General features: G+C 60.4%; 25 protein-coding genes and 1 tRNA gene. 18 read left to right on the forward strand and 8 right to left on the reverse strand.

Translation table 11 applies throughout. From position 1 onward, the window contains the following. The first annotated feature begins 24 nt into the window (after positions 1–24). Positions 25–1,161: a glycosyltransferase family 2 protein gene (locus WDN46_18195; GenBank protein MEJ0095258.1), complete on the forward strand. Its 1,137-nt coding sequence runs from the start codon at positions 25–27 to the stop codon at positions 1,159–1,161. A 1-nt stretch (position 1,162) separates the two neighbouring features. Here WDN46_18195 and WDN46_18200 read toward each other — a convergent pair whose 3' ends face one another. Further along, the gene (locus tag WDN46_18200; GenBank protein ID MEJ0095259.1) at positions 1,163–2,548 is read right to left on the reverse strand and encodes an aminotransferase class I/II-fold pyridoxal phosphate-dependent enzyme; all 1,386 of its coding nucleotides are present in this window, start codon (positions 2,546–2,548) and stop codon (positions 1,163–1,165) included. A gap of 251 nt (positions 2,549–2,799) precedes the next feature. Between WDN46_18200 and WDN46_18205 the strand changes: the two genes are divergently transcribed. Continuing rightward, entirely contained in the window at positions 2,800–3,768 is a 969-nt protein-coding gene (locus WDN46_18205) for a class I SAM-dependent methyltransferase (GenBank protein MEJ0095260.1), read from the forward strand. A 95-nt stretch (positions 3,769–3,863) separates the two neighbouring features. Here WDN46_18205 and WDN46_18210 read toward each other — a convergent pair whose 3' ends face one another. Beyond that, a complete protein-coding gene (locus WDN46_18210; protein MEJ0095261.1) occupies positions 3,864–4,229 on the reverse strand; it encodes a DUF6481 family protein in 366 nt (121 codons plus the stop codon). A gap of 185 nt (positions 4,230–4,414) precedes the next feature. On the opposite strand from WDN46_18210, the gene minC reads away from it, so the two are divergent. The 4 genes from minC to WDN46_18230 all read left to right on the forward strand — a co-directional run bounded on the left by minC (position 4,415) and on the right by WDN46_18230 (position 6,989). After that, positions 4,415–5,149 carry a septum site-determining protein MinC gene (gene minC / locus WDN46_18215; protein MEJ0095262.1) on the forward strand — a complete coding sequence of 245 codons (735 nt, stop codon included), beginning with the start codon at positions 4,415–4,417 and terminating at the stop codon, positions 5,147–5,149. A gap of 14 nt (positions 5,150–5,163) precedes the next feature. Further along, positions 5,164–5,979: a septum site-determining protein MinD gene (gene minD, locus WDN46_18220; protein ID MEJ0095263.1), complete on the forward strand. Its 816-nt coding sequence runs from the start codon at positions 5,164–5,166 to the stop codon at positions 5,977–5,979. Beyond that, positions 5,976–6,305: a cell division topological specificity factor MinE gene (minE, locus tag WDN46_18225; protein ID MEJ0095264.1), complete on the forward strand. Its 330-nt coding sequence runs from the start codon at positions 5,976–5,978 to the stop codon at positions 6,303–6,305. The genes minD and minE overlap by 4 nt, the downstream gene beginning before the upstream one ends. Before the next feature lie 222 nt (positions 6,306–6,527). Further along, positions 6,528–6,989: a hypothetical protein gene (locus tag WDN46_18230; GenBank protein ID MEJ0095265.1), complete on the forward strand. Its 462-nt coding sequence runs from the start codon at positions 6,528–6,530 to the stop codon at positions 6,987–6,989. 151 nt (positions 6,990–7,140) lie between these two features. On the opposite strand, the gene WDN46_18235 is transcribed toward WDN46_18230, so the two are convergent. Then, positions 7,141–7,216 (reverse strand) — tRNA-Ala (locus WDN46_18235). A gap of 160 nt (positions 7,217–7,376) precedes the next feature. Between WDN46_18235 and WDN46_18240 the strand changes: the two genes are divergently transcribed. After that, a complete protein-coding gene (locus tag WDN46_18240; protein ID MEJ0095266.1) occupies positions 7,377–7,667 on the forward strand; it encodes a YggT family protein in 291 nt (96 codons plus the stop codon). Beyond that, positions 7,664–8,011: a DUF167 family protein gene (locus WDN46_18245; GenBank protein ID MEJ0095267.1), complete on the forward strand. Its 348-nt coding sequence runs from the start codon at positions 7,664–7,666 to the stop codon at positions 8,009–8,011. The genes WDN46_18240 and WDN46_18245 overlap by 4 nt, the downstream gene beginning before the upstream one ends. Before the next feature lie 110 nt (positions 8,012–8,121). Here the strand turns inward: WDN46_18245 and WDN46_18250 are convergent, their stop codons facing one another. Continuing rightward, positions 8,122–9,084 carry a phospholipase gene (locus WDN46_18250; protein MEJ0095268.1) on the reverse strand — a complete coding sequence of 321 codons (963 nt, stop codon included), beginning with the start codon at positions 9,082–9,084 and terminating at the stop codon, positions 8,122–8,124. Between the two features lie 384 nt (positions 9,085–9,468). On the opposite strand from WDN46_18250, the gene sdhC reads away from it, so the two are divergent. The 10 genes from sdhC (at position 9,469) to WDN46_18300 (ending at position 20,378) form a co-directional block, all read left to right on the forward strand. Beyond that, positions 9,469–9,879 (forward strand): succinate dehydrogenase, cytochrome b556 subunit, encoded by a 411-nt coding sequence (sdhC, locus tag WDN46_18255; protein MEJ0095269.1) that lies wholly within the window; start codon positions 9,469–9,471, stop codon positions 9,877–9,879. An 81-nt stretch (positions 9,880–9,960) separates the two neighbouring features. Continuing rightward, positions 9,961–10,335 carry a succinate dehydrogenase, hydrophobic membrane anchor protein gene (gene sdhD, locus WDN46_18260; GenBank protein MEJ0095270.1) on the forward strand — a complete coding sequence of 125 codons (375 nt, stop codon included), beginning with the start codon at positions 9,961–9,963 and terminating at the stop codon, positions 10,333–10,335. Between the two features lie 78 nt (positions 10,336–10,413). Further along, complete coding sequence (gene sdhA, locus WDN46_18265; protein ID MEJ0095271.1) at positions 10,414–12,237, forward strand: succinate dehydrogenase flavoprotein subunit; 1,824 nt, start codon at positions 10,414–10,416, stop codon at positions 12,235–12,237. 68 nt (positions 12,238–12,305) lie between these two features. Then, complete coding sequence (locus WDN46_18270) at positions 12,306–13,085, forward strand: succinate dehydrogenase iron-sulfur subunit (protein MEJ0095272.1); 780 nt, start codon at positions 12,306–12,308, stop codon at positions 13,083–13,085. Between the two features lie 77 nt (positions 13,086–13,162). Beyond that, positions 13,163–13,345, forward strand: coding sequence for a hypothetical protein (locus WDN46_18275; GenBank protein MEJ0095273.1), 183 nt, complete (start codon positions 13,163–13,165; stop codon positions 13,343–13,345). A 1-nt stretch (position 13,346) separates the two neighbouring features. Beyond that, positions 13,347–13,814, forward strand: coding sequence for an NAD(P)H-dependent oxidoreductase (locus WDN46_18280; GenBank protein ID MEJ0095274.1), 468 nt, complete (start codon positions 13,347–13,349; stop codon positions 13,812–13,814). Between the two features lie 98 nt (positions 13,815–13,912). Next, entirely contained in the window at positions 13,913–14,560 is a 648-nt protein-coding gene (locus WDN46_18285; GenBank protein MEJ0095275.1) for a lytic transglycosylase domain-containing protein, read from the forward strand. 276 nt (positions 14,561–14,836) lie between these two features. Next, the gene (locus WDN46_18290; GenBank protein MEJ0095276.1) at positions 14,837–16,006 is read left to right on the forward strand and encodes an efflux RND transporter periplasmic adaptor subunit; all 1,170 of its coding nucleotides are present in this window, start codon (positions 14,837–14,839) and stop codon (positions 16,004–16,006) included. A gap of 27 nt (positions 16,007–16,033) precedes the next feature. After that, on the forward strand, positions 16,034–19,174 hold the full coding sequence (locus WDN46_18295; GenBank protein ID MEJ0095277.1) for a multidrug efflux RND transporter permease subunit: 3,141 nt from the start codon (positions 16,034–16,036) through the stop codon (positions 19,172–19,174). Next, the gene (locus WDN46_18300; GenBank protein ID MEJ0095278.1) at positions 19,161–20,378 is read left to right on the forward strand and encodes a lytic murein transglycosylase; all 1,218 of its coding nucleotides are present in this window, start codon (positions 19,161–19,163) and stop codon (positions 20,376–20,378) included. The genes WDN46_18295 and WDN46_18300 overlap by 14 nt, the downstream gene beginning before the upstream one ends. A gap of 15 nt (positions 20,379–20,393) precedes the next feature. Here WDN46_18300 and tgt read toward each other — a convergent pair whose 3' ends face one another. The 4 genes from tgt to WDN46_18320 form a co-directional block, all read right to left on the reverse strand. Beyond that, on the reverse strand, positions 20,394–21,542 hold the full coding sequence (tgt, locus tag WDN46_18305) for a tRNA guanosine(34) transglycosylase Tgt (protein MEJ0095279.1): 1,149 nt from the start codon (positions 21,540–21,542) through the stop codon (positions 20,394–20,396). Continuing rightward, complete coding sequence (gene queA / locus WDN46_18310) at positions 21,539–22,636, reverse strand: tRNA preQ1(34) S-adenosylmethionine ribosyltransferase-isomerase QueA (protein ID MEJ0095280.1); 1,098 nt, start codon at positions 22,634–22,636, stop codon at positions 21,539–21,541. The genes tgt and queA overlap by 4 nt, the downstream gene beginning before the upstream one ends. Before the next feature lie 82 nt (positions 22,637–22,718). Then, entirely contained in the window at positions 22,719–23,174 is a 456-nt protein-coding gene (locus WDN46_18315) for a peptidylprolyl isomerase (GenBank protein MEJ0095281.1), read from the reverse strand. 227 nt (positions 23,175–23,401) lie between these two features. Next, the gene (locus tag WDN46_18320) at positions 23,402–23,953 is read right to left on the reverse strand and encodes a peptidylprolyl isomerase (GenBank protein ID MEJ0095282.1); all 552 of its coding nucleotides are present in this window, start codon (positions 23,951–23,953) and stop codon (positions 23,402–23,404) included. Between the last annotated feature and the right edge of the window lie 28 nt (positions 23,954–23,981).

Consider the following 23,981-nt stretch of genomic DNA (forward strand, 5'->3'; position numbering starts at 1 on the left):
ATGATTTGGATCGCGATCGAAGTCGTGAGCACGCTCTCGGCTTGGCGTTATACATGGGGACTTCCGCGCCCGGAAATTCCAGGCCGCACGCCGAGCGTCGCCATCCTCGTCGCCATCAAAAACTCATCGGCGTTGACGCGCGATTTTTTGGCTCGATTGCGCAGCCAAGCCTATCCAGGCTACCGAATCATCGCTGCGGTCGAATCAGAGGCTGATCCGGCGTTTTCGCTTCTTCGCGAGGCGGCCGGCGAGCCGGGAGCCGATATCGTCGCGATTGTCGCCGGGCCTGTCGATCACGGCGGCCAGAAGGTCTGGAACCTTCTCGCCGCTCTCACAGCGATTAAAAGCGAAGATGAAATCATCGTCTTCACCGACGCGGACACTTTGCCATCGCCAGCATGGCTCGCCCGGCTGGTCTCCGCCCTCACCGACGCCGGCCACGACGCGGTGACCGGATATCGCTGGATGATTCCGACCGACCAGCGACTGAGTTCGGCCGTCGTCGCGGCGGCGAACGCCTCGATCGTGACATTGCCCCGCATCCCAGAGGTCATCAATTTGTGCTGGGGCGGCACGACCGCGGTCCGGCGCGAAACGCTGGAGCGAATCGACATCGCCAAATATTGGCGCGGCGCAATCAGCGACGATTTGCAGATGACGCGGGCTCTCAACGCGGCCGGCTGCGCCATTTTTTCGCCGCGCCAAAGCCTTCTTTTGTCGCCCATCGCCATGGATTGGAGGGAGGCGCTCGCCTTTGGGCAGCGCCAATATCGCCTGATGTTGACGCATGCGCCGGCGCTTTGGTTTTTTGCGGCGGCGGTGACATTGCTGCCTTTCCTCGCCGCCTGCCTCGCCATAATTCTCGCGCTGCAAGCGCAAGTGGCGGCCATCGTCGCGTTGGCGTTATCGATCGGCCTCGGCGAGCTCCGCTTCCTCAATCGCCGCCGGATTGTGCGCTCGCTATGGCCCGAAACGATCGGCGCAAACCTCGCCCTGTATTGGCGCGTCGAGCGATTCATGCGGCCCCTGTGGTGGAGTTTTCACCTCATTTGCATTTTCGCGGCGCTTGGCTCGCGACGCATTCGCTGGGCGGGAATCAATTATCTGATTCGCGGTCCGCAGGATGTCGAGGTTCTCGGCCGCAATTCCGAGCCAAGCTAGCTCAGGCTCCATCGCCTTTGGCCAACCCCGGCATGTTGCGAAGAAATTCGATCTCGCTGATTTCTTTCAGAGAGTCGGCAATCGCGGCTATTGTCGCATGGATTTGCTCGGGACTGTGTTCGGAGGTCACGAAGAAGCGTAGTCGCGCGGCGCGCTCTGGCACTGCCGGATGGATGATCGGCTGGACGTTGACGCCGCGCTCGAACAGCTTCTGGCTGAGGGCGACTGCAGACACTGAATTGCCGACGAGAACGGGAATGATCGCAAGGCCGGCGCTGGTCCCTGTGTTCAATCCTTGCGCCTCGGCGGCGTCGAGAAACAAGCTGCCGACCTGCCGCAGGCGTTCAACCCGCTCCGGCTCGCGGCGCATGATCGCGAGTGCCGCTGCGGCGGCGGCGGCCAATGGCGGCGACAGGCCAACGGAATAGACAAATCCGCCCGACATGCATTTCAGATATTCGACGAGCGCCGTCGAGCCGGCGATGAACCCGCCGCACCCGGCCAGCGTCTTGGAGAGCGTCCCCATCCAGATGTCGACGTCGTGCGGATCCGTTCCGGCATGTTCAAACAACCCATGGCCTTTGGCGCCGAGCACGCCCAAACCATGCGCATCGTCGACCATCAGCCACGCGTTGTGTTGCTGCTTGATCTCGACGAGACGCGCGAGATCCGGGATATCCCCATCCATGCTGTAGAGACCTTCAACGACGATCAAAGCTCGCTCGAACTGATCGCGCATTGAGGCGAGAAGCGCATCCAGCCCATCCAGATCATTGTGCGCGAAACTTCGTCGTTCGGCGCGCGAGAGGGTCGCGCCCATGACGATGCTATTATGGGCGAGGCTATCGTGGACAATGAGATCCTTGGGCCCAAGGAGGGCGCCGATGGTTGAAACATTCGTGGCGTGGCCGCTGACGAAGGCGACGCAATCTTCCTGCTCATAATGCTCGGCCAATGCCTGCTCGAGCGTGCGGTGCCCCGGCCGTTCTCCCGCGACGACGCGGCTCGCGGACGCCGAAACGCCAAATTCGTCAATAGCTGAACGGGCGGCGGTTCGAACTTCGGGATGCTGGTTCAGCCCCAGATAATCGTAGGAGGAGAAATTGATGAGTCGCCGGCCCCCGATCAAAGTGGTTGCGCCGGCTCCGGTCTCGTGCAACCGGAAAAACGGATTGTCGAGACCGACGACGGCGGCCATCGATCTTTGAAGCCTTAGCTCCTGGTAGCCCGGCAGATTCTGGAAATCCATCAAACCATCGCGCGAACGCTTGACTGGCGCTTGCGGGGACGGGGCCTTGACCGGATGGGCGCCAAGACGGTTCAAAACGAGTTTGTCGAGCCTTTGCCGACCCTCTTCGTCCAAGCCGGGTCGATTGCGAGGCTTCATGTTAATATCCTGCACGCTCAATAGGTTGCAATAATTTACTGCCGCGAGGTCTCGCGTCTTTCTTAATCGAAGAGCGCAGCGTCCGTTCCAGCGAGAGTAGCCTGCTTAGACCATTCGGCTGCGAGCGTCCATTTCGGGGAAACCTCGCCGGGCGAACGAATGCGCTGGACCGGAGCCATAGCGTTGATGCAGAAAGGCGTACGCGGGGCCAAAGCGAAAATTTCCAGAACGCTCCTCGGATAGCAGGCGCAGTGTCGAATGTCTCCCATTCCCCCATCGCAGATTCCGCCGTCGCAATTCCCCCTTGCCCGATCACTGGCGAGCCGGCGGTCGCCCTCGCCCAGACGGTGCGCTGCGAGTTCCTTGCGCGGTTGTGGGAGATAGAATTCAAAGTCAACGCACGTCCGAGTTTTGGCGGCGCCTCGCATCTGTCTCTTTGGCGATCTCCGACCGGCCTCTTATTCTTTTCTCCGGCTCTCGTCGGCGACGCCGACTTCTACAAAACATTCTACAAAACATTAGGCCCTAAACTATTCCCGCGGGAAGATCGTCCGCGTGCGGAATTTTTAGCAGCCGCCCGACATATAGAAGATGGCGCGCGGGTTCTCGACGTTGGCTGCGGCTTTGGCGGATTCCGTCCGTTTGTCCGTCACGCGAACTATCTGGGCCTTGACCCCCATTTCGCCGGAGAGGAAGTCGATTGGGCGCGTTCCGAAAGTCTGGCCGAACATCTTACTGAGAATCGAGGCGCCTATGACGCGGTCTGCGCCTTCCAGGTCATCGAGCATGTCGCAAAGCCCGCCCAGCTCTTCGCGGAGATGGCGGCTGCGGCAAAGCCCGGCGGGCGCGTGATCATCGGCGTTCCCCATGTGCCGTCCGCGATGGCCCGCATCCCCAATTTTCTGCTCAACGCGCCGCCGCACCATCTGACCTGGTGGAGCAAACAGGCGCTCCAAGCGCTAGCGCAGCGGGAAGGCCTGATCGTCGAGACGATCCAGCAGGTCGCCTGGTCAAAACTAGATAGTCTTGTCTATTGGATCGAGCGCTGCTCTGTCGTGCGGTGCAAGGATGTCTACTTCAAACATGCCTGGACGTGGCATTTCTCCGCGTTGAGCGGCCTCGCGCTCGGTTATCTGATGGACAAGTTTTTGGGACCGCCGAAGCGAATCGTCGACGAAGGCAGCGGTCTTCTACTGGTCGCGCGGAAGCCGCCGGTCTGAGCCGGTCCCTTCCCTGGAGGCGAGCCGGGCTCTTTACCCCGGCCTCGCACGGCTAATCTTTCTTCGTAAATTCTCAGGCTAGGAGATTGGAAACGCTACTTCCGCGCCTTACGCGCCGCATAGCGCGCATCGCGGGCCTTTTTCCGTTCAATCTCAACAGCCGCCGCGCGTTCGGCCTCAGCTGCGGCCGCAAGGTCCCGCGCCTCCTGCTCGGCTTTCAATATCGCGTCTCGCTCGGCCTTCTCGGCGGCTTCGCGGGCTTCCTTGGCTTCCTGAGCAACCTGCCGCTCCTCAGCGCGAAGAGCGCGGGCGGCGATAATTTCTCGGCGAGCCGCTTCCCGCTCCGCGAGGACCTTCTCATCGACCTCGGTTTTGGCGCGGAATTTCTCCAATTCGGCTTTTTTTGCTCTCGCGGCGTGGCCGAGGCGATCGCCGAAACTCGCATCCTTAAACGCACTCATCTCATATGCCTTTGGTGACTTCGCTGATTCGAGGGACATTAAAAATAGACTGTGCCTACACGAACGAGCGCGCCCTGTCACATCTTTAAGACTCCGCCGCGAAGCTGAACCCGCGAATAGACCTTAACTCACCGTTAACTATACGTTGCGTAAATTAACGGAGCAGAAACTCTTGAGGGGTCCCCGTGACAGCTGCAGTTCGCCCACGTCACTCAATCCGCTTTCATAGCCGTTCGTTCCACGCGATGGCGCTCGCGCCGCAGGCGCCGCTGGCGGATTGGCTCTCCGAGCTGGATGCGTGGCTGGAGCGTTCGCCGGGCTTTTTCGTTGGGCGGCCGATCGTCCTCGACCTTTCCGCCGTAAAACTCCCTCAGGCGGAAGTCCTGCAATTGACGAAAGACCTGTTCAGCCGAGACATCTTGGTGATGGGCATCGAGGGCGGCGATCCGTCCTGGCGCGAGCTCGGGATGCCCCCGCCTTTCGTGAGCGGCGGACGCTACGTCAATGAGACCGCGCGCGTCACCGCAGATGCGATCGCCAATGTCATGGATGCGAAGGAGGTCAAGGCTCCCGAGCCGGCGCCCGCGCAGCGCTCCGCCGCTCTCCTGCTCGATAGCCCTTTGCGCTCCGGTCAATATATCGAGAACCTTGACGGGGACGTCATCGTCGTAGGGTCCGTCGCATCCGGCGCCGAGATCGTCGCGGGCGGCTCCATTCATGTTTACGGCGCGCTTCGCGGACGCGCCATCGCGGGGGCCGGCCAACCCCGCGCGCGCATCTTCTGCCGCAAGCTCGAAGCCGAACTGCTGGCGATCGATGGCCTTTACATGACCGCCGACGACATGGAGGCGCAGCTGCGCGGACGCTCCGTTCAGGTCTGGCTCAATGGCGATTCATTGGTGATCACAGCTCAAGATTAAGGGGAGATTCACACATGGCCAAAGTGCTGGTCGTAACATCGGGCAAAGGCGGCGTCGGCAAGACGACGTCTACAGCGGCTTTGGGCGTCGCGCTGGCGAAGGGCGGCAAGAACGTCGTCCTCGTTGATTTCGACGTCGGACTGCGCAATCTTGATCTCGTCATGGGCGCCGAACGCCGCGTCGTCTATGACCTGATCAATGTTGTGCAAGGCGACGCCAAATTGGCGCAAGCGCTGATCCGCGACAAACGCATCCCGACCCTCTCCCTCCTCCCTGCCTCGCAGACGCGCGACAAGGACGCCTTAACCGATGAAGGCGTCGCAAGAGTCATCGCCGAGCTCAAACAGAAATTCGACTGGATCATCTGCGACAGCCCCGCGGGTATCGAGCGCGGGCCGACGCTCGCAATGCGCCACGCCGACGTCGCGATCGTCGTCACCAATCCGGAAGTCTCCTCAGTGCGCGATTCAGACCGCATTATCGGCCTGCTCGATTCGAAGACGGAAAAAGCGGAAAGAGGCGAGCACATGGAGAAGCATCTCCTGCTCACCCGTTACGATGCTGCCCGCGCCGAACGCGGCGAAATGCTGAAAGTTGAAGACGTGCTGGAGATTCTCTCGATTCCCCTGCTCGGAATTATCCCGGAAAGCGATGAAGTGCTGCGCGCGTCCAACATCGGCGCCCCGGTTACCCTCAGCGCTACGCCGAGCGCGCCCGCGCGCGCCTACTTCGACGCGGCGCGGCGGCTGAACGGCGAGACCCTGGAAATGACGGTGCCAAACGATAGGAAAAGCTTTTTTGGCAAGTTTTTTGGGCGGAGGGCTGCATGAACCTGATCAGCTTTTTCAAACGGCCAACCACCGCGCCCGTTGCGCGGGAGCGGTTGAAACTTTTACTGGCGCATGAGCGCGCCGTATTGGGCAACTCCGACGTCATCGCCCTGCTCCGGGAAGAGATAGTGGCGGTGATCGCGAAACATTTCCCGGTCGAGCCAGACGCCATCAAGGTCAGGATGGAAAGCGGCGACGCCATTTCAACGCTCGAAGTGGAAGTTGAGATCCCGACCCCCCTCTGCGTAAATATCAAAATGAACCCGCAGAAAGCCGACGCTCAAAAGCAAAAGCCGGTGGCGGTAGCCGCTGAAGCCAAGGGCTGACGCAATCGACGCGCCAGCCATGCTCCGCCTTGAGGGGCCATCCCGAGAAGGTGCGGACCTTTCGGAAAGAGGCGGCGTGTTTCACTTCGGCGAGGAGGTGATTTGCGATGCCTATTGCCGCCGCCGCTGATTTTAAAGCGTCGATTTTCCCCAGAAAAAAGCCCTCCAACCCGTTTGCGTGGGGCGTTCCTAAGCTCAACTACCGGGTAGGAAGAGGTGTCCATGCTTAAGCATCTTGGCTTCGGGGCCGTCGCAATGATCGGCGCGGCGTCGGCCATGATCTTATCAATCGACCATTCGCGCGCCGACGCTTTGACGCCGGGCGGGGCTTCTCGCCAGACCGCGCCGGACGGCGGAACGTGGAACCCTATCAAACGAGTCGGCGACTGCGAAAAAACTCTCATCACGCATATTGCGCTTGGCACGGACGGCGAAGGCGTGTCGATCACTTATGGCGATGGAATAACCGGATCGTCTCTCGTCAGTCTCGGCGGCCTAAAATTCAGCGATCTGCACGCGCAAGAAGGCGAGATTGTAAAATTATGCCTGGTCAAGACCGCGCAGTGCAGCGGCGGAAGACTCTATCGCGCGACCGATCTTTCGTCGTCCGATCATCAATCATGGACGCTACCGGTCAATGAGCGCCTTTGCCAGCGCGATGCAGATCCGGTCAAACAGCGATAAATGAGCGCGCTCAGCGATCAAGCGGCGCGCTTAACGAATGTCGAGTCATTGGAATTGGAGAGGTCGGTAGCGAATCGGCGGCCACAGCCCGCGCTCCCCTTCCCCAAAGCGCTGCGACAGCTAGGCCATCGCGCGTAAACTATGGCTTCGCTGGTGGAGCTGAGGGGAATCGAACCCCTGACCTCTGCAGTGCGATTGCAGCGCTCTCCCATCTGAGCTACAGCCCCTTCGAGCGGGTGTTTACGCGACCAAGGCGGCTCGCGCAAGCTCGTTGGTCGCTCCGATGTCATATTGTTCCACCGATATTGCATGGTTTGCCGCGTCAGCCTTGCCAGTCCGGCTCAGGCCGCGTAAACGAGTCTGATGGGCTGAGGCTTCGGAGTTCCTATGCGCGCTCTTCTCGACGTTATTTTGCTGATTCTCGATCTCTACACCTATGTGGTGATCGCTGCGGTGATTCTTTCCTGGCTGATCGCCTTTAACGTCGTTAATACATATAATGACGTAGTGCGCGCCATATCCAATGCGGTTAACGCATTGACTGAACCAGTCTTGCGGCCTATTCGACAAGTAATGCCTAATCTAGGCGGCCTTGATATTTCGCCAATTATTTTGTTTCTTCTTATCTTCCTCATTCAGCGCATCATTCTGCAATATATCTATCCGAACGTTTATTGACCGGCCTCGGCGGCGGTCCCTGGACCCTGCGCGGCGATGGCGTGTTGCTGTCGGTGCGCCTGACGCCCAAAAGCTCCCGCGACGAGATCGGGGGCGCTGAGCGCCTTGCTGACGGTCGAATCGTTTTGAAGGTCCGCGTCCGCGCGGTTCCGCAAGATGGCGAGGCCAACGCCGCCCTTATTCGGTTAATCGCCAAATCCCTCGGCATTCCCGCGGCGTCGGTGCGGCTCGAATCGGGCGCTACGGGCCGGTTAAAGACGCTGATGCTCTCTGGCGGCCATGAAGCTTTGTGCGCCAGTCTCGCCTCCCTTTACGCCCCCGCCCGAATCAGCGGCGGGACTTGAACAAGTGTTCAAAGCCCAGCGCGCGATGGACCGCCGCCGCAGGTCCGCGCAATCACTAAGATAAGAAATTCAGCCCGCGGCCATCGCGCCGATAGTGCGAAACGATCAGCTCAGCCGCCGAGCCGGCGAAAGAAATCCCATATGAGCTTGGCGCTTTCCCCACCATTATTGTGCGGGCTCCGCGCAGGATCAGCGCCGGTCCAATGGCCGGGAACGATATGGGCGCCGCCTTCGACGCGCAGGGCCTCTATCGGGACTTTGCATCCATTCAGTTTATCGAGATAGGCGCGTACGCCCTCGCGCGCGTCAAATTCCGGCAAGGGCGTCGTCGTGCGCCCCTCGCCGCAACCAGCGGCCTTGCCGAAAATGGCCAAGGTCGCATCGACCGAAAGAAGCTCAACTTTGCTGCTGGGCAAATTCGCTTTGCCGCCGCCATAGGGGACCGATGCGTCGGCCGTGCCGACGATCATTATCAGAGGAAGCGGGTGCGATGGTTTGCAAGTCGCGGCGAGATCCGCCGGCAGGCTGGTGATGAGCGCGGCCGCTCCCGCAAATAGCGACGTGTTGTCGCATGCGATCCGCAAGGCGGCGAGCCCTCCGCTTGAAATACCGATAATGAACACTTTACGGTGGTCGACCAGCCCATCCGAGACAAGTTTGGCGACGATATCGCGGATGAAGGTTGCGTCATGCGCAGCCTCGGGGCCAGGCGCATCGCTCCAACGGCCGCCGACGGGATCTGGATAGATCAAAACGGGGCCCGAGGAGCTCGCCATTTCCTCCAGACCGAAGATTCGCCTGAGATGCGGGCCTTTTTCCTTGCCGCTCCGAAGCACGATGACGAGAGGCCGCCGCGCCCGCTTTAGGCGACGGTGCTGGACGAGAATGGCGGTGCGGGCGACGCCGCCCGACTCGATCGAAATACGCCCCGCCGCCGCCAAAGCCCGCTCCGGCAAGCCGACAACCGCGACGCTTGCGACAACCAGCGCCAACGCAAGCGAGTTGTTGATGCGCGCGGCGCGCCGACTGACGCGCGAAATTAAAGAGACGAGTTTGGTGCTTCGGACGATCATGCCTTCCGCCATTGCCAACGAATGCCACAGCAAGCGCGCTTTAGATGTGTTGAGGCGCGCCGGCGCAATTCTAAGCGCGTTTTTCTCACTCTGGGAGCGGCCAAGGCGCTCCCCTCTAGATGCCTATATCATTTTTCCCCGGCAACCCCGCTCCATACTTCGAAAGCAAGAGGCATGGATCCGAGTTTATATACGACGCGCAAGCGAACGCCGAGTTAGAGCTTCACTCTTCTACTGCGGCCCGTGTTTTGGCAATGACCAAAGCCGTTTCATTGCGCATTTCGATCGCCGGCGGGGTCAATGTCCACCCGATTGCTTTGCTCCACGGCGCGCTTTAAGTTAAGGGAGGAACGGCAGATTTCACGAGGATCGGGTTTAACGTTCATGACCGAGATCGAGTTGAGTCCCGGCCCCCCGGCCAGCCGGCGGCCGTTGTCGCCGCATCTGCAGATCTATCGTCCGACGCTGACCATGATGATGTCGATCGCCCATCGCATCACCGGCGTCGCGCTTTATGGCGGAACTTTTCTTCTGGCCTGGTTCTTGATCGCCGCATCGAGCGGCCCTGACGCCTTCGCGACGGCATCCTTCGTCTTCAATTCGATCATCGGCAAGCTTGTCCTGTTCGGATTCACTTGGGCCCTGTTTCACCATCTCCTCGGAGGCGTCCGCCACATCATCTGGGATGCCGGCTATGGGCTCGATTATCCCCAACGCGAGTGGCTGGCGAAAGCAACATTGATCGGCGGCGCGGCGCTGACGCTGCTTGCCTGGATCATTGCGATTGTCGGGTAGAGAGTTGTTGCTGCATCGCATCAGGCCTTTCCGAATCGACCCCATTGAAGGACTGAAACACACATGTCGAATGATCCGGCAATGATTCGCGGCGAGGCCGCGCGGGAGCGCTCTCTTGGCTCCGCGAAGTCCGGAGCGACGGATTCGTGGCGCATGCACGTCACGTCCGTAGCGTTGATCCCCTTGTCGATCGCTTTCGTCTGGATTCTTCTGTCCTTGATGGGCAAGGATTACGCAGGGGTCCGAGCGGAACTGCGGAGCCCGCTTCCGGCGCTCATCCTGCTTCTTTTCATCCTTGCCGGCGTCTCACACATGAAAATCGGGATGCAGTCGATCATCGACGATTACGTGCATTCGGCGCATCTGAAAAATTGGGCGCTCGTCGCCAATCTTTTCTTCTCCGTCTGCGTCGGTCTGGCTTGCATTTACGCGACCTTGAAACTGAGCATGTCTTGACGCGGCGTCCGCGCGGCCATGACTCGCGATTCGGCGCGCAAAAACAATTCGAAAGGCGATGGCATGGCCTCCAATAGCATGTTGAACGGGAACGCAGGGTCATCAAAGCAGGGCGCCGCTTATCCGATCACGGATCATAGTTTCGATGTCATCATCGTCGGCGCCGGCGGCGCGGGACTGCGAGCGACGGTCGGCTGCTCTCAGGCCGGATTGCGGACAGCCTGCATCAGCAAGGTTTTTCCGACCCGTTCCCACACGGTCGCGGCGCAGGGCGGCGTCGCCGCCTCGCTCGCCAACATGGGTCCCGACAATTGGAAATGGCACATGTACGATACCGTCAAAGGATCGGACTGGCTTGGCGATCAGGACTCCATTGAATATCTCTGCCGCAACGCGCCCGCGGCTGTATATGAGCTCGAACATTGGGGCGTGCCTTTCTCGCGCACAGAGGACGGCCGCATCTATCAGCGCCCGTTCGGCGGCATGACCACCGACTTCGGCAAAGGGCCGCCGGCGCAGCGCACCTGCGCGGCGGCCGATCGCACCGGCCATGCCATGCTGCATACGCTGTATGGTCAAGCGCTGCGCAATAACACCGAATTCTTCATCGAATATTTCGCCATCGACATCATCATGGAGGATGGCCGCTGCCGCGGCGTCATCTGCCTGAAGCTCGACGATGGAACGATCCACCGGTTTCGCGCGCAGCTCGTCATTCTAGCTACCGGCGGCTACGGTCGCGCGTATTTCTCGGCGACGTCGGCGCATACTTGCACCGGCGATGGCAACGCCATGGTTTTACGCGCTGGACTGCCGCTCCAGGACATGGAATTCGTGCAGTTCCATCCGACCGGAATTTATGGCGCCGGCTGCCTCATCACGGAAGGCGCGCGGGGCGAAGGCGGCTATCTCACCAATTCGCTCGGCGAGCGGTTCATGGAGCGTTATGCGCCATCCGTGAAGGATCTGGCGCCGCGAGACATGGTTTCACGCGCCATGACGGTCGAAATTCGCGAAGGCCGCGGCGTCGGCAAGAACAATGATCACATCTATCTCCACCTCGACCATCTCGATCCGAAAATCCTGCACGAACGCCTTCCCGGCATATCGGAAAGCGCCCGCATTTTTGCCGGCGTCGATCTGACCAAAGCGCCGATCCCGGTGCTTCCGACGGTGCACTACAACATGGGCGGCATCCCCACGAACTATCATGGCGAGGTGGTCATCAAGAAAGGCGGCGACCCCGACGTCATCGTTCCCGGTTTGATGGCGCTTGGCGAGGCGGCTTGCGTCTCCGTGCATGGCGCCAATCGGCTCGGTTCGAATTCGCTGATCGATCTCGTCGTGTTCGGCCGCGCCGCGGGCATGCGCGCCGCGGAACTCGTGACGCCGGGCGCAAAACAGGCGGAGTTGCCCGCCGATTCCGCGGATCATGCTCTCTCTCGCCTTGATCGGTTCCGCTACGCGAAAGGCGGCGTTGCGACCGCCGAGCTGCGATTGCGGATGCAAAAGGTCATGCAGAATAATTGCGCCGTCTATCGCACAGGCGCCACTCTCGATGAAGGCTCGAAGCTCATCCATGAGGTTTGGGCGGCGAGGGATCAGATCGCCGTCACCGACCGCTCGATGATCTGGAACTCAGACCTCGTCGAAACGCTCGAATTCGACAATCTCATTATTCAGGCGGTCGTCACGATGGACGGCGCCGCCAATCGAACGGAATCGCGCGGCGCCCATGCTCGAGAGGATTACACAGAGCGCGACGACGTGAACTGGATGAAGCACACCTTGGCGTCGATCGACCCCGAAGCCCGCACGGTGACGATCGATTACCGCCCTGTGCACACCTATACGATGACCAACGAGATGCAATATATTGAGCCGAAGGCGCGGGTTTATTGATGCGGCTCGGATTCTGGGCCACCGCCAATTGTTCAAAACCGCGGCTCATCTGACTCTGGGAAATCCAAATGGTCGAATTCGCTCTCCCCAAAAATTCGCGCGTCGGCGTCGGCAAGACTTGGCCAAAGCCGGCCTCCGACAAAAATCTGGGCGAGTTCCAAATCTATCGCTGGAATCCAGACGACGCGCAAAACCCGCGCATCGACACCTATTTCGTCGACCGCGACGATTGCGGGCCGATGGTTCTCGACGCCATCATCTGGATCAAATCCAAGATTGATCCGACGCTGACTTTTCGCCGCTCCTGCCGCGAAGGCATCTGCGGCTCCTGCGCCATGAACGTCGACGGAGCCAACACGCTCGCCTGCACCAAAGCCATCGATGACGTCAAAGGCGCCGTCAAAATCTATCCATTGCCGCACATGTCCGTGGTGAAAGACCTCGTGCCGGATCTCACCCATTTCTACGCCCAGCACGCCTCAATAGAGCCATGGCTGCAAACCAAGACGCCGACGCCGGAGAAGGAGTGGCGGCAGACGCCGCAGGATCGCGCGAAACTCGATGGCCTCTATGAATGCATCCTCTGCGCCTGCTGCTCAACTTCCTGCCCGAGCTATTGGTGGAATGGCGACCGCTATCTCGGCCCCGCGGTGCTGTTGCAGGCCTATCGCTGGCTCATCGACTCGCGCGATCAGGCGACCGGCGAGCGGCTCGACAATGTCGAAGACCCTTTCCGCCTCTATCGCTGCCACACAATCATGAATTGCGCCAAAACCTGTCCTAAAGGCTTGAACCCGGCCAAAGCGATCGCGCAAATCAAGAATATGATGATCGAACGCCAGGTCTGATCCAAAACTCTGCTAGGATGAGAAAGTTGGCGTCACTCACTTGGCGTGGCTTCTCGCTGCGAATGCATTAATCTTCGATGAATGTGTTGATCCTAGACGGTCATCCTGACGAGCGGCGCCTTGTGAGCGCTCTTCTTGATGCTTACGCCGCAGCGCTCGATCCGAATTCGACGGTGCGTCGGATCGCTGTGCGCGATCTTTCGTTCAACCCGAACTTGCGCGGGCTATGCCGCCGAGCAACCTTGGGAGCCGGACCTTGAAATGGCCGCCGCGGCGATAGATGCTTGCGATCATCTCGTCGTCGGCTTTCCACTATGGTGGGGCGGCGAGCCGGCTATTCTCAAAGGCTTGCTGGATCGCGTGATTCTGCCGGGCTTTGCGTTCAAATATCATCGCAATAATCCGTTTTGGGATCGGTTGCTCAAAGGTCGCTCCGCCGATGTCATTGTGACGATGGACACGCCGCCGTGGTATCTGCGGCTGGTTTATGGCGATCCGGTCATGCGCCGGTGGCGCAAGCAGGTTCTGGGCTTCTGCGGCTTTCGACCCGTCAGGGTCCACCGCTTCGGAGCGACGCGGCGAGGCGAAGCGACGCGTCAAATCGATCAATGGCGCGCCGCGATTGCCCGCGCCGCCCAAACGGCCCCAAAACTCCGCCGAGGCGCGCGCAGTGAAATCGCGCTGGGCAGAGGCGAATTCAAACAAGCGCTCGAAGACCGTCGCTCATAACGCCGCTGTGGCGCATAGGCAACAGTCTCGTGCGTCTAAAGCTTAGCGCCTCTTTCCCGCCACACTCCGCTAGCAAGGTCATTGCGGGGGAGGTGCTTATGCTGCGCATTCTATCTGGCGTTATAATCGCCTCGCTAACCTATTCGGTCGCTTTCGCCGATCCCGCCGAGCGGCCCAAAAACTATGACGACTTTATCGCGCATCAAGCGCAGATGCATGGCGTTCCCGAACCGCTCGTCCATCGCATCGTGAAGCGGGAAAGCCGCTATAATCCAAAGCTCGTTCATAATCGTTGTTATGGTCTGATGCAGATCAAATACGCCACCGCGCGCGCAATGGGCTATAAGGGCGCGCCGTCGGGCCTGCTCGATCCGCAAATCAATATGACCTACGCCATTCCCTATCTCTCCAACGCATACAAGGTCGCCGAGGGCGATGAAGACCGCGCCGTAGCGCTTTTCGCCGGCGGCTATTATTACGTGGCAAAAAAGAAGAACATGCTGGACGCATTGCGAACAGCGTCCTCTCCGCCTCTCACGCCGGAACCCGCGGCCCTTCCGCCGTCCCCGCCGCCGCCCCCCAACCCGCTTGCGGGCCTGTTGTCGTTCCTCGCCGGCCCCGCAGAAGCGGCACAGGCCCAACCATCGCAACAGGTCAGCGCGGCGATCGAGCCGGCCTCCCCCGCCGCAGGCTCCGGAGACGTGATGGCGACGCAAGCGGGCCCGGCGCTCCAGGCGCAAAAATAGAGCGCCCGGCTCCCGCCCCGACTAGCTGTTGAGAACCCGCGCTCCAGCGAAAAGCGGCAATCCAGCGAGATCGAATCAAAACAACAGAGTGTTGCGGTATTGCTATCGCTTTTTCTGTAAAACGTGGAAATACTCTATCGTCCTTCGGTCCGCGGTTCGACATCCTTGGTAGAGAGCTTCGTTTTGCCCCGATCAGCGCTGTCTCTTAAGGCAGGGCGTTGCGCCATCGCCCCTGCAATTCGGCAAATCCGATCGCCTGGCGGTCACGCCCTCAATGTGGCGAGGCTCGCCGGCTCCGCCGCGATCGCTCTGACGGTGCTTTGGTTCGCCCCAGCCGCTTACGCGCAAACCCCGGACGGTCCGCCGTCCGTTGGCGTCGCCCGGGTCGAACTGAAACCGATCACGGAAACCAGCCAGTTCAACGGCCGCGTCCAAGCCATTAACAGAGTCGACATCGTCGCTCGGGTAACGGCGTTTCTGGATCAAGTCGATTTCCGCGACGGCGCCGAAGTCAAAAAAGGCGATGTGCTCTATCGGCTCGAGCGCGGACCGTTCGAAGCCGACCTCCAGGCCAAGACCGCAATCGTGCAGCAATTCCAGGCGCAATTGGAAAATGCGAACATACAACTCGACCGCGCGCAAAAGTTGGTGACGACGCAGGCCGGAGCGCAGGCGACCGCCGACACCGCCCTGGCGACTCAGCGCAGTTTTGCCGCCCAATTGCTGGGCGCGCAGGCCAACGAAGAGTTTTCCCAAATCAACCTCGATTACACGATCATCGCTTCGCCGATTGACGGAAAAATTGGGCGGACGGCGGTGACGCCCGGCAATGTCGTCACCCCGAGCAGCGGCGTTCTCGTCACTGTCGTTGGACAGGACCCGATGCATGTCCTGTTTCCCGTCGCCGTCCGCACTTTGCTCTCGCTGCGCGAGCGTTACGCCCCGCTCGGCGGCTTCGACGCGATCGTGGTCCGCCTGGGGCTGCCGGATGGCCGCATCTATAATCAAGCCGGCAAACTCGATTTCGTCGATAACACCGTCCAAATAACCACGGACACGGTTATGGTCCGGGCCGTTATCCCGAATCCGCCTCTGCCGGTGAAATCCACGTCTGGCGGAACTCTCCGCGAATTGACCGATACGGAATTTGTCAGCGTCAATCTTGAGGGCGTGCACCCTGTCGAGATTCTCGCCGTGCCGCGCGCGGCGATCCTGTCCGATCAGCAAAGCGACTATGTCTATGTGGTCGACAAGGACGGTAAGGTTCAACGGCAGAACGTCAAGCTTGGCCAATCGACGCCGACGACGGCTTCGGTGGTTAGCGGACTGAAAGTCGGAGATCTCGTCGTCGTCGAAGGATTGCAGCGCGTGCGGCCTGGATTGCTGGTTTCAGCCGGCCCCGCGACGCCGCCGCCGACTCCGCCGGAGCCCGGAATGACGAAGTAGCCGACGATTTATTTGTGGGGCGAACGAATGATTTCTTCGGTTTTCGTCGACCGGCCGAGACTGGCGATAGTGATTGCCATCGTCATCACCATCGCGGGCGCGCTCGCCCTGTTCCGCATTCCCCTGTCGCAGTTTCCCGATATTGTGCCGCCGCAAGTTCAAGTAACGGCGAGCTATCCAGGCGCCTCAGCGGACGTGGTTGAAACCACAGTCGCCCAGCCGCTCGAAGCCCAGATGGTCGGCGTCGACAAAGCAATTTACATGAAGTCGACCAGCGGCAACGACGGCAGCTATAATCTGACCGTCAGCTTCGATCTCGGGACCGATCCCGATATCGACACCGTCAACGTCAACAACAGGGTCCAGACGGCGCTGGCGCAATTGCCGGACACCGTCACGCATCAAGGCCTCACGGTGCAGAAACGCTCCTCGGCGATTTTGCAGTTCATGATGCTCTATAGCGACAATGGCAAACAAGACCCCCTCTTCATCACCAATTATGCGACAATCAATGTGCTCGACGAATTGTCGCGCACGCCGGGCGTCGGGCAGGCCTCGCTGTTCGGCAACCTCAAATATTCGATGCGCATCTGGTTCGACGTGCAGAGGCTGATCAGCCTCAATTTGGCGCCGTCGGATGTCGCGAACGCCATTCAGTCTCAGAACGTGCAAGCCCCCATCGGCCGCATTGGCGCACGGCCGATCCCTGACGATCAACAATTCCAGATGAATCTGCAAACTCAGGGCCGCCTGACTACGTCCGATCAATTCGGCAACATTGTCCTGCGCGCCAATCCCGACGGCTCCTTCGTGCGCATTCACGATGTCGCGCGCGTCGAGATCGGCGCTCAGAACATGGATAACGAAAGCCGTCTGTCCGGCAAGCCGGCTGTGGCGATCGGGATTTATCTCGCGCCGGGAGCCAACGCCGTTCAAACAGCGGCGGCCGTTCAGAAAACTCTCGCCAAAGTGGCGGTTCGCTTTCCCGAAGGTTTGAAGTCGAAGGTCGTCTATGATTCGACGACCTTCGTGATGGACACGATCCAGGAGGTGCTGAAGACCATCGGCGAGGCCTTCGTTCTCGTCGTCATCGTCGTGTTCTTCTTTCTTGGGACGGTGCGCGCCACCATCATTCCCGCGATCGCAGTTCCGGTCAGCCTGATCGGCGCATTCGCGGTGCTTCTTGCCGTCGGCTATTCGGCCAATACGGTTTCGCTTCTAGCCCTCGTCCTCGCCATCGGCATTGTCGTTGATGACGCTATCGTCGTCGTGGAGAACGTTGAGCGCGTGATGGAGGAAGAGCCGGAGCTTTCTCCAGCTGCCGCAACCAAGAAGGCGATGGCGCAGATCACGGCGCCGATCATCGCGATCACGCTGGTGTTGCTGTCAGTGTTCGTGCCGATCGCATTCATCCCGGGCGTGTCCGGCCAATTGTTCCAGCAATTTGCGGTCACGATCAGCGTCGCTATGCTGATCTCGGCGTTGAATGCGCTGACCTTGTCCCCCGCGTTATGCGCCTTGGTGTTGCGTCCGGGCGGACACAGGGGAGGCATTCTTGGGCGAGTGCTTCGCGCGATCGACGCGACGCGAGACGGCTACGGGCGCGTCGTGAAGTTTCTGGTGCGCCATGCGGTTCTCGGGCTCGTCGTCGTCGTCATTTGCGCTGTGGGCATTTTCAGCCTCTCGTCGCGCACGCCGGTCGGTTTTCTGCCGGAAGAAGATCAAGGAGCTTTCTTTTTATCGATTCAGTTGCCGGATGGAGCGTCCGTCCAGCGCACAAGCGACGCGATGAAGAAAGTCGAAAAGCTTTTGCTCGATATGCCGCAGATGCAGGACACATTTTCCATCATCGGCTATTCGCGGCTCGATGGCGTCAGCGAACCCAACGCCGGATTCATCGTGGCGAAGCTGAAACCGTTCGCCGACCGGCCGACCGTTGCGGACTCGGCGCAGGCTCTGATCGCCAAGGTCACGCGCGAGGCGGCGGAAATCCGGACCGCGTCGGTGATCGCCTTCAATCTGCCGCCGATCATCGGCCTTTCAACCACCGGCGGATTCGAATATCAGCTCGAGGGCCTTGAAGGGCAAGACCCATCCACGATCGCCAGCGTCATGCAGGGCATGATCGCGGCGGCGAACCAGGACCCCGCGCTCACCCGGGTATTTTCAACGTTCACGGCCACCAACCCATCGATCTTTCTCGATATTGATCGCGATAAGGCGCAAGCTCTCGGCATCAACATCGCCGATATATTCAACTCTCTGCAGTCGACGCTGGGCGGATCCTATATCAACGATTTCAATCTTTTCGGCCGCACCTGGCAGGTCAATATTCAGGGCGAGGCAGCCGATCGCAGCGATCTTTCATCGATCTGGCAGATTTATGTGCGCAACAAATCCGGCGGGATGGCGCCAATGGCCTCGCTCGCCTCCATGCGGACGGTGCTGGGCCCGCAAGCAATCACGCGCTATAACAATTATCGTTCGGTCACGATCAACGGCTCGCCAGCGCCAGGCGTCTCATCGGGCGGCGCGCTTGCGGCGATGGACGCTCTCTCCCGTAAAACGCTGCCTCCGGGCTATACGTTCGAATGGACCGGCACCGCTTTCCAGGAGCACGAAGCCTCAGGCCAAACCGGAACGATTCTCACGCTCGCGCTGCTCTTCGCCTTCCTGTTTCTCGTCGCTCTTTATGAAAGCTGGATTATTCCGATCCCGGTGCTCATGTCGGTCTCGGTCGCCGTACTTGGATCATTTGTCGGCATTCTCATTTCGGGATTGTCGCTCGATCTCTATGCGCAGATCGGTCTCGTCGTGCTGATCGCTTTGGCGGCGAAAAACGGCATTCTGATTGTTGAATTCGCCAAGGACCAGCGCGAAGGAGGCATGGATATTCGCGACGCCGCTGTCCTTGGCGCTCGGATGCGGTTTCGCGCCGTCATGATGACATCTATCGCATTCATTCTCGGCCTGCTGCCGCTGGTCATCGCCCATGGCGCAGCGCAGATCAGTCGACGCGGCGTCGGCACTCCGGTATTTTCTGGAATGATAGCCGCTAGCGCGATTGGCATCTTTCTGATTCCGATGCTTTACGTCACCTTCGAGTCGCTGCGCGAATTGAAATGGAAGACGAAGCCAAAACAGCCGATCACCCATGATGCAGCGTAGGCAATCAGCGGCCGCGCTCGCGTGCTTTTTTATCCTGCTGGCGCTGGTTCTTTGCTGGTCCCATCCGGCCAGCGCGCTTGAGCCAGACGACGCAGGCTTCCAAAATTTCTTGCAATCCATTTGGCCGCGCGCGCAAGCGCAAGGCATTCGGCGCGAGACTTTTGATGCGGCGGTCAAGGATCTAACTCCCGATCCTGCCTCGCTCTCGGCCTCGGTCAAGCAGGCTGAATTCGACAAGCCGCTCAGCTCCTATCTAAAGGAAGCCGCGTCAGCCGCGCGCGTCAGCCGCGGCCGCGTCGCTTTCAAACAATGGCGGGCGGAATTGGCGCAAATCAGCGAACGCTTCGGCGTTCCGGCCGAGATCGTCGTGGCGGCATGGGGTCTTGAGACCGACTTCGGAGCGGCAAAAGGCGGCAAGGACGTCATCCGCTCCTTGGCGACCTTGGCCTATCGGCGCCAGGATCGCCCCTTGTTCCTCGGCGAGTTGGTCGCCGCGCTGGTGATCCTCGACAAGGGCTTCGTCCCCCGAGCGACATTGAAAGGGTCTTGGGCGGGAGCGATGGGCGATCCGCAGTTCATTCCCTCGGCCTATCTCAAATATGCAGTCAGCTTCGCCGGATCGGCCCCGGCCGACATTTGGGACAGGCCGCAAGATAGCCTAGCCTCGATCGCCAATTTCCTACGCCAATCCGGATGGCGTCCCGGCGCGCCCTGGGGCATGGAGGTCGTTCTCCCCGCAAAATTCGACTTCGCCTCCCTGCGTCGCAGCTTCGCGGATTTTGCCGCGCTCGGCGTCGTCAACGCGGATGGGAGCCCGTTACGCGCAACGGGCGAGGCGACCTTGTTCCTGCCTTCGGGCGCCGCGGGGCCAGCTTTTCTTCTGTCGGAAAATTACTGGGTTCTCAAAGCCTATAATAATTCGGATTCCTATGCACTCTCCCTGAGCTTGCTTGCCGATCGCATCAATGGCGCATCCGATTTGCGCGGTCATTGGCCAGCGGGAGAGACTTTTTTGAGCCGCACCGAAAAGAGCGAGATCCAGCGTCAGCTCGAAAAACGCGGGCTCTATCATGGCTCGATTGACGGCCGCTTCGGGCAGGCCTCGCGCGACGCCATTCATGATTACGAGGTCGGCGCGAAAATCGCTCCTGCTGATGGCTATGGTTCGGCTGAGGTTTTGCGCCGGCTGACGCAAGGCCAATAAGATGCCGCCCGGCGTTCAATCGCCATCCGCGCTGCTCTCGCCGCCCTCTTCGCCGTTTCGCCAAGCTGATTTCGTTTCGGCGTAAAAATCGCCGAAGCGGCCGGCGGCGATGGCGCCACGCATCCCCGCCATCAGATCCTGATAATAGGCGAGGTTGATTTCGGTCAGCAGCATCATGCCAAGGATCTCGCCCGACTTTACGAGGTGATGCAAATAGGCGCGGGAATATTTTCGCGCGGCGGAGCAAGACGACAGAAGATCCACTGGCGCGCGGTCGTCCGCATGGCGGGCATTGCGCAGATTGAGTTTTCCCGCGCGCGTGTAGGCGAGGCCGTGGCGGCCGGCGCGCGTCGGCATCACGCAATCAAACATATCGATCCCGCGCCGCACCGCCTCGATAAGATCATCGGGGGCGCCAACGCCCATGAGATAGCGCGGCTTGGTCTCCGGCAGCTTTGGCAGCGCGCATTCGATCATGGCCAGCATGACCTCTTGCGGCTCTCCAACGGCGAGGCCGCCAAGCGCATATCCCTCGAACTCCATGCCGGCCAGCGCCCTGGCGCTCTCAAGCCGCAGCGCCTCCGAGGCGCCGCCCTGCACGATCCCGAACAGCGCGCGACCAGGCTTGGCCGCAAAGGCGGCCCGCGAGCGCTCCGCCCAACGCAGCGACAACAGCATGGCGCGGCGCGCCTCCGCCTCCTCGCAGGGGAGTTTTACGCATTCGTCGAATTGCATCTGGATATCGGCGCCGAGCAGATCTTGAATCTGCATCGAGCGCTCCGGCGTCAGAACATGCCGCGCGCCATCGATATGCGATTGAAAGGTCACGCCGTTTTCGTCGAGTTTTCTCAGCTTGGCGAGCGACATGACCTGAAAGCCGCCGGAATCGGTAAGGATCGGTCCTGGCCAATTCATGAATTCGTGCAGGCCGCCCAATTCGGCGATGCGCTCGGCCCCAGGGCGCAGCATCAGATGATAGGTGTTGGCCAGCACGATATCGGCGCCGAGCGCTTTGACCGCTTCGGGATGCATCGCCTTGACGGTCGCCGCCGTACCGACCGGCATGAAGGCGGGCGTGCGGATCGTTCCGCGCGGCGTTGTGATCGCCCCGGCGCGCGCCTGCCCGTCTTGGGAGGCCGCCTTGAAACTGAAAGCGTCAGTCATGCTTTATGGAGGTCCAAGGCTGGAAACAAAAGACAGGCGTCGCCATAGCTATAGAAGCGATAATGTTCCGCGATGGCGTGGCGATAGGCGGCTTGCATCGTCTCAAGGCCGGAGAAAGCCGCGACCAGCATGAATAGCGTCGATCGCGGCAGATGGAAATTGGTCAACAGCGCATCGACCGCCTTGAACTTGTATCCGGGCGTAATGAAGATCGACGTGTCGCCGGAAAAAGCTGCTACGGCGCCGTTTGACCGCGCCGCGGATTCGAGAATCCGAAGGCTGGTGGTGCCGGCGGCGATAATGCGCCGGCCCGCTGCGCAGGCGCGGTTCAGCGCCTCGGCGGTTTCGGCGCCGACCTCGCCCCATTCAGCATGCATTTTGTGGTCGGCGGTGTCGTCGACTTTCACTGGCAGGAACGTCCCGGCCCCAACATGCAGCGTCACCCGCTGGATGTCGACGCCCCGCGCGGAAATGGCCGCGATGAGGGGCGGCGTGAAATGAAGACTGGCCGTTGGGGCCGCCACCGCACCGGAACGCCGGGCGAACAGCGTTTGATAGTCCCGCGCGTCGCTTTCGTCGATGCGGCGCTTGCCCGAGATATAAGGCGGCAGAGGCATTTGCCCGATTCGCTCGATCGCTTGATCAAGCAAAGCCCCAGACAGTAAAAAGCCGAGCGCGACCTCGCCATTCTCGCCTTTTTCGACGACTTCGGCCTCAAGAGATTCGTCGCGAGCCGCGCCTCCGCCGACCGCGCTGAATGAAATGATCTCGCCCAGCTTGAGTTTTTTCGCCGGCCGCACGAAAGCCCGCCAAAGGGCAGACCCTTCGCGTTTATGCAAGGTCGCCTCAATCCGTGCGCTAGCTTCTCCGCGAACGCGGCCGCCTTGCAAGCGGGCGGGGATCACGCGCGTATCATTGACGACGAGAACGTCGCCGGGCGAAAGCAAGTCCGGCAGGTCGCGGACGCCGCCATCTTCCAATGCCGGCACGCCGGAGGGACGCACGACAAGCAACCGAGCTGCATCGCGCGGTTCCGCCGGGCGCAACGCGATGCATGCGTCCGGCAGTTCAAAGTCGAAGAGATCTACACGCATAAGACTCCGAGCCTACTTCAAAAGGCCGGCTCGTTCCTTAAGTCCTCGGCCGAGCAACTGGCCCAATGGCAGCCCAAAACGCCTAGCTTATTGTCGCGCTGATGATTTTGTCGGGATCGCGCACGGGCTCGCCGCGCTTGATTTTGTCGACATTCTCCATGCCCGAGGTCACTTTCCCCCACACTGTATATTGCCTGTCAAGGAAGCGGGCGTCTTTGAAGACGATGAAAAACTGCGAATTGGCGGAATTCGGGTCCTGCGCGCGCGCCATGGAAACGACGCCGCGCACATGCGGCTCCGCATTGAACTCGGCCTTGAGATTGGGATATTTCGAGCCGCCTGTGCCGGTGCCATGCGGGCAGCCGGTCTGCGCCATAAAACCGTCAATGACGCGGTGGAAGACAATGCCGTCGTAAAACTTCTCTTCGACGAGCTTCTTGATATGGGCGACGTGGCCCGGCGCGAGATCAGGCCGCATGGCGATCACCACGGGGCCTTGCGTCGTCTCTAAAGTAAGCGTGTTACCAGCTTCCGACATGCGGAACTCCTGCATTGGAAAGGGGCGTTGCGAAGCCGATGTCGGTTCGCGGTGAGGATGCGCCGCGTCATAAACGAGACTCGACGCGCTTGCCCGAATGAGCGCACTTGCGATTTTAGTTCAGGATCAATCTGTTCGATGCAATAGCCGATGCGCGGGCCGGGGTAAACCGTCTCCGCGCCGGCTGGCGCGGCGGCAGCCTTGGCCCCGCCCGCGCCTAAGCGATCTTATTTCTTGCTCGGCGCGGCGGCGTCCGCGGCGATCTGCATCTTGATGATCTTGTCGGGCGCGGTGACGGTTCCGTTGTCGGTTTTCGATCCCTTCTTGATCTTGTCGACGACATCCATGCCAGAGACGACTTGGCCGACGACGGTATATTTATTGTTGAGGAAGGAAGCATCGCCAAGGCAGATGAAGAATTGCGAATTGGCGGAATCGAGGTCCTGCGAACGCGCCATTCCAATCGTGCCGCGCTTGAACGGCTCTGCGGAAAATTCGGCCTTGAGATTGGGCAGATCGGACCCGCCCATCCCGGTGCCGGTCGGATCGCCGGTCTGCGCCATGAAGCCGTCGATGACGCGATGGAAGACGATCCCGTCGTAGAAACCGCGCTTGGTCAAGGCCTCGATCTGCGCCACGTGCTTCGGCGCAAGGTCAGGCCGCAGCGCGATGGTGATCCGGCCGTCTTTGGTGTCGAGATAGATAGTATTTTTCAGGTCTTGCGCGGGAGCCGCGGCCCCGACGTTGGCGACCAAGGCGAGAGCCAAGCCAAAACCCATGATCAATCGTTGAAGCGTCATTAGATTT

It is taken from the genome of Methylocella sp. (assembly GCA_037200525.1).
In the GTDB taxonomy this organism is placed as follows: Bacteria; Pseudomonadota; Alphaproteobacteria; order Rhizobiales; family Beijerinckiaceae; genus Methylocapsa.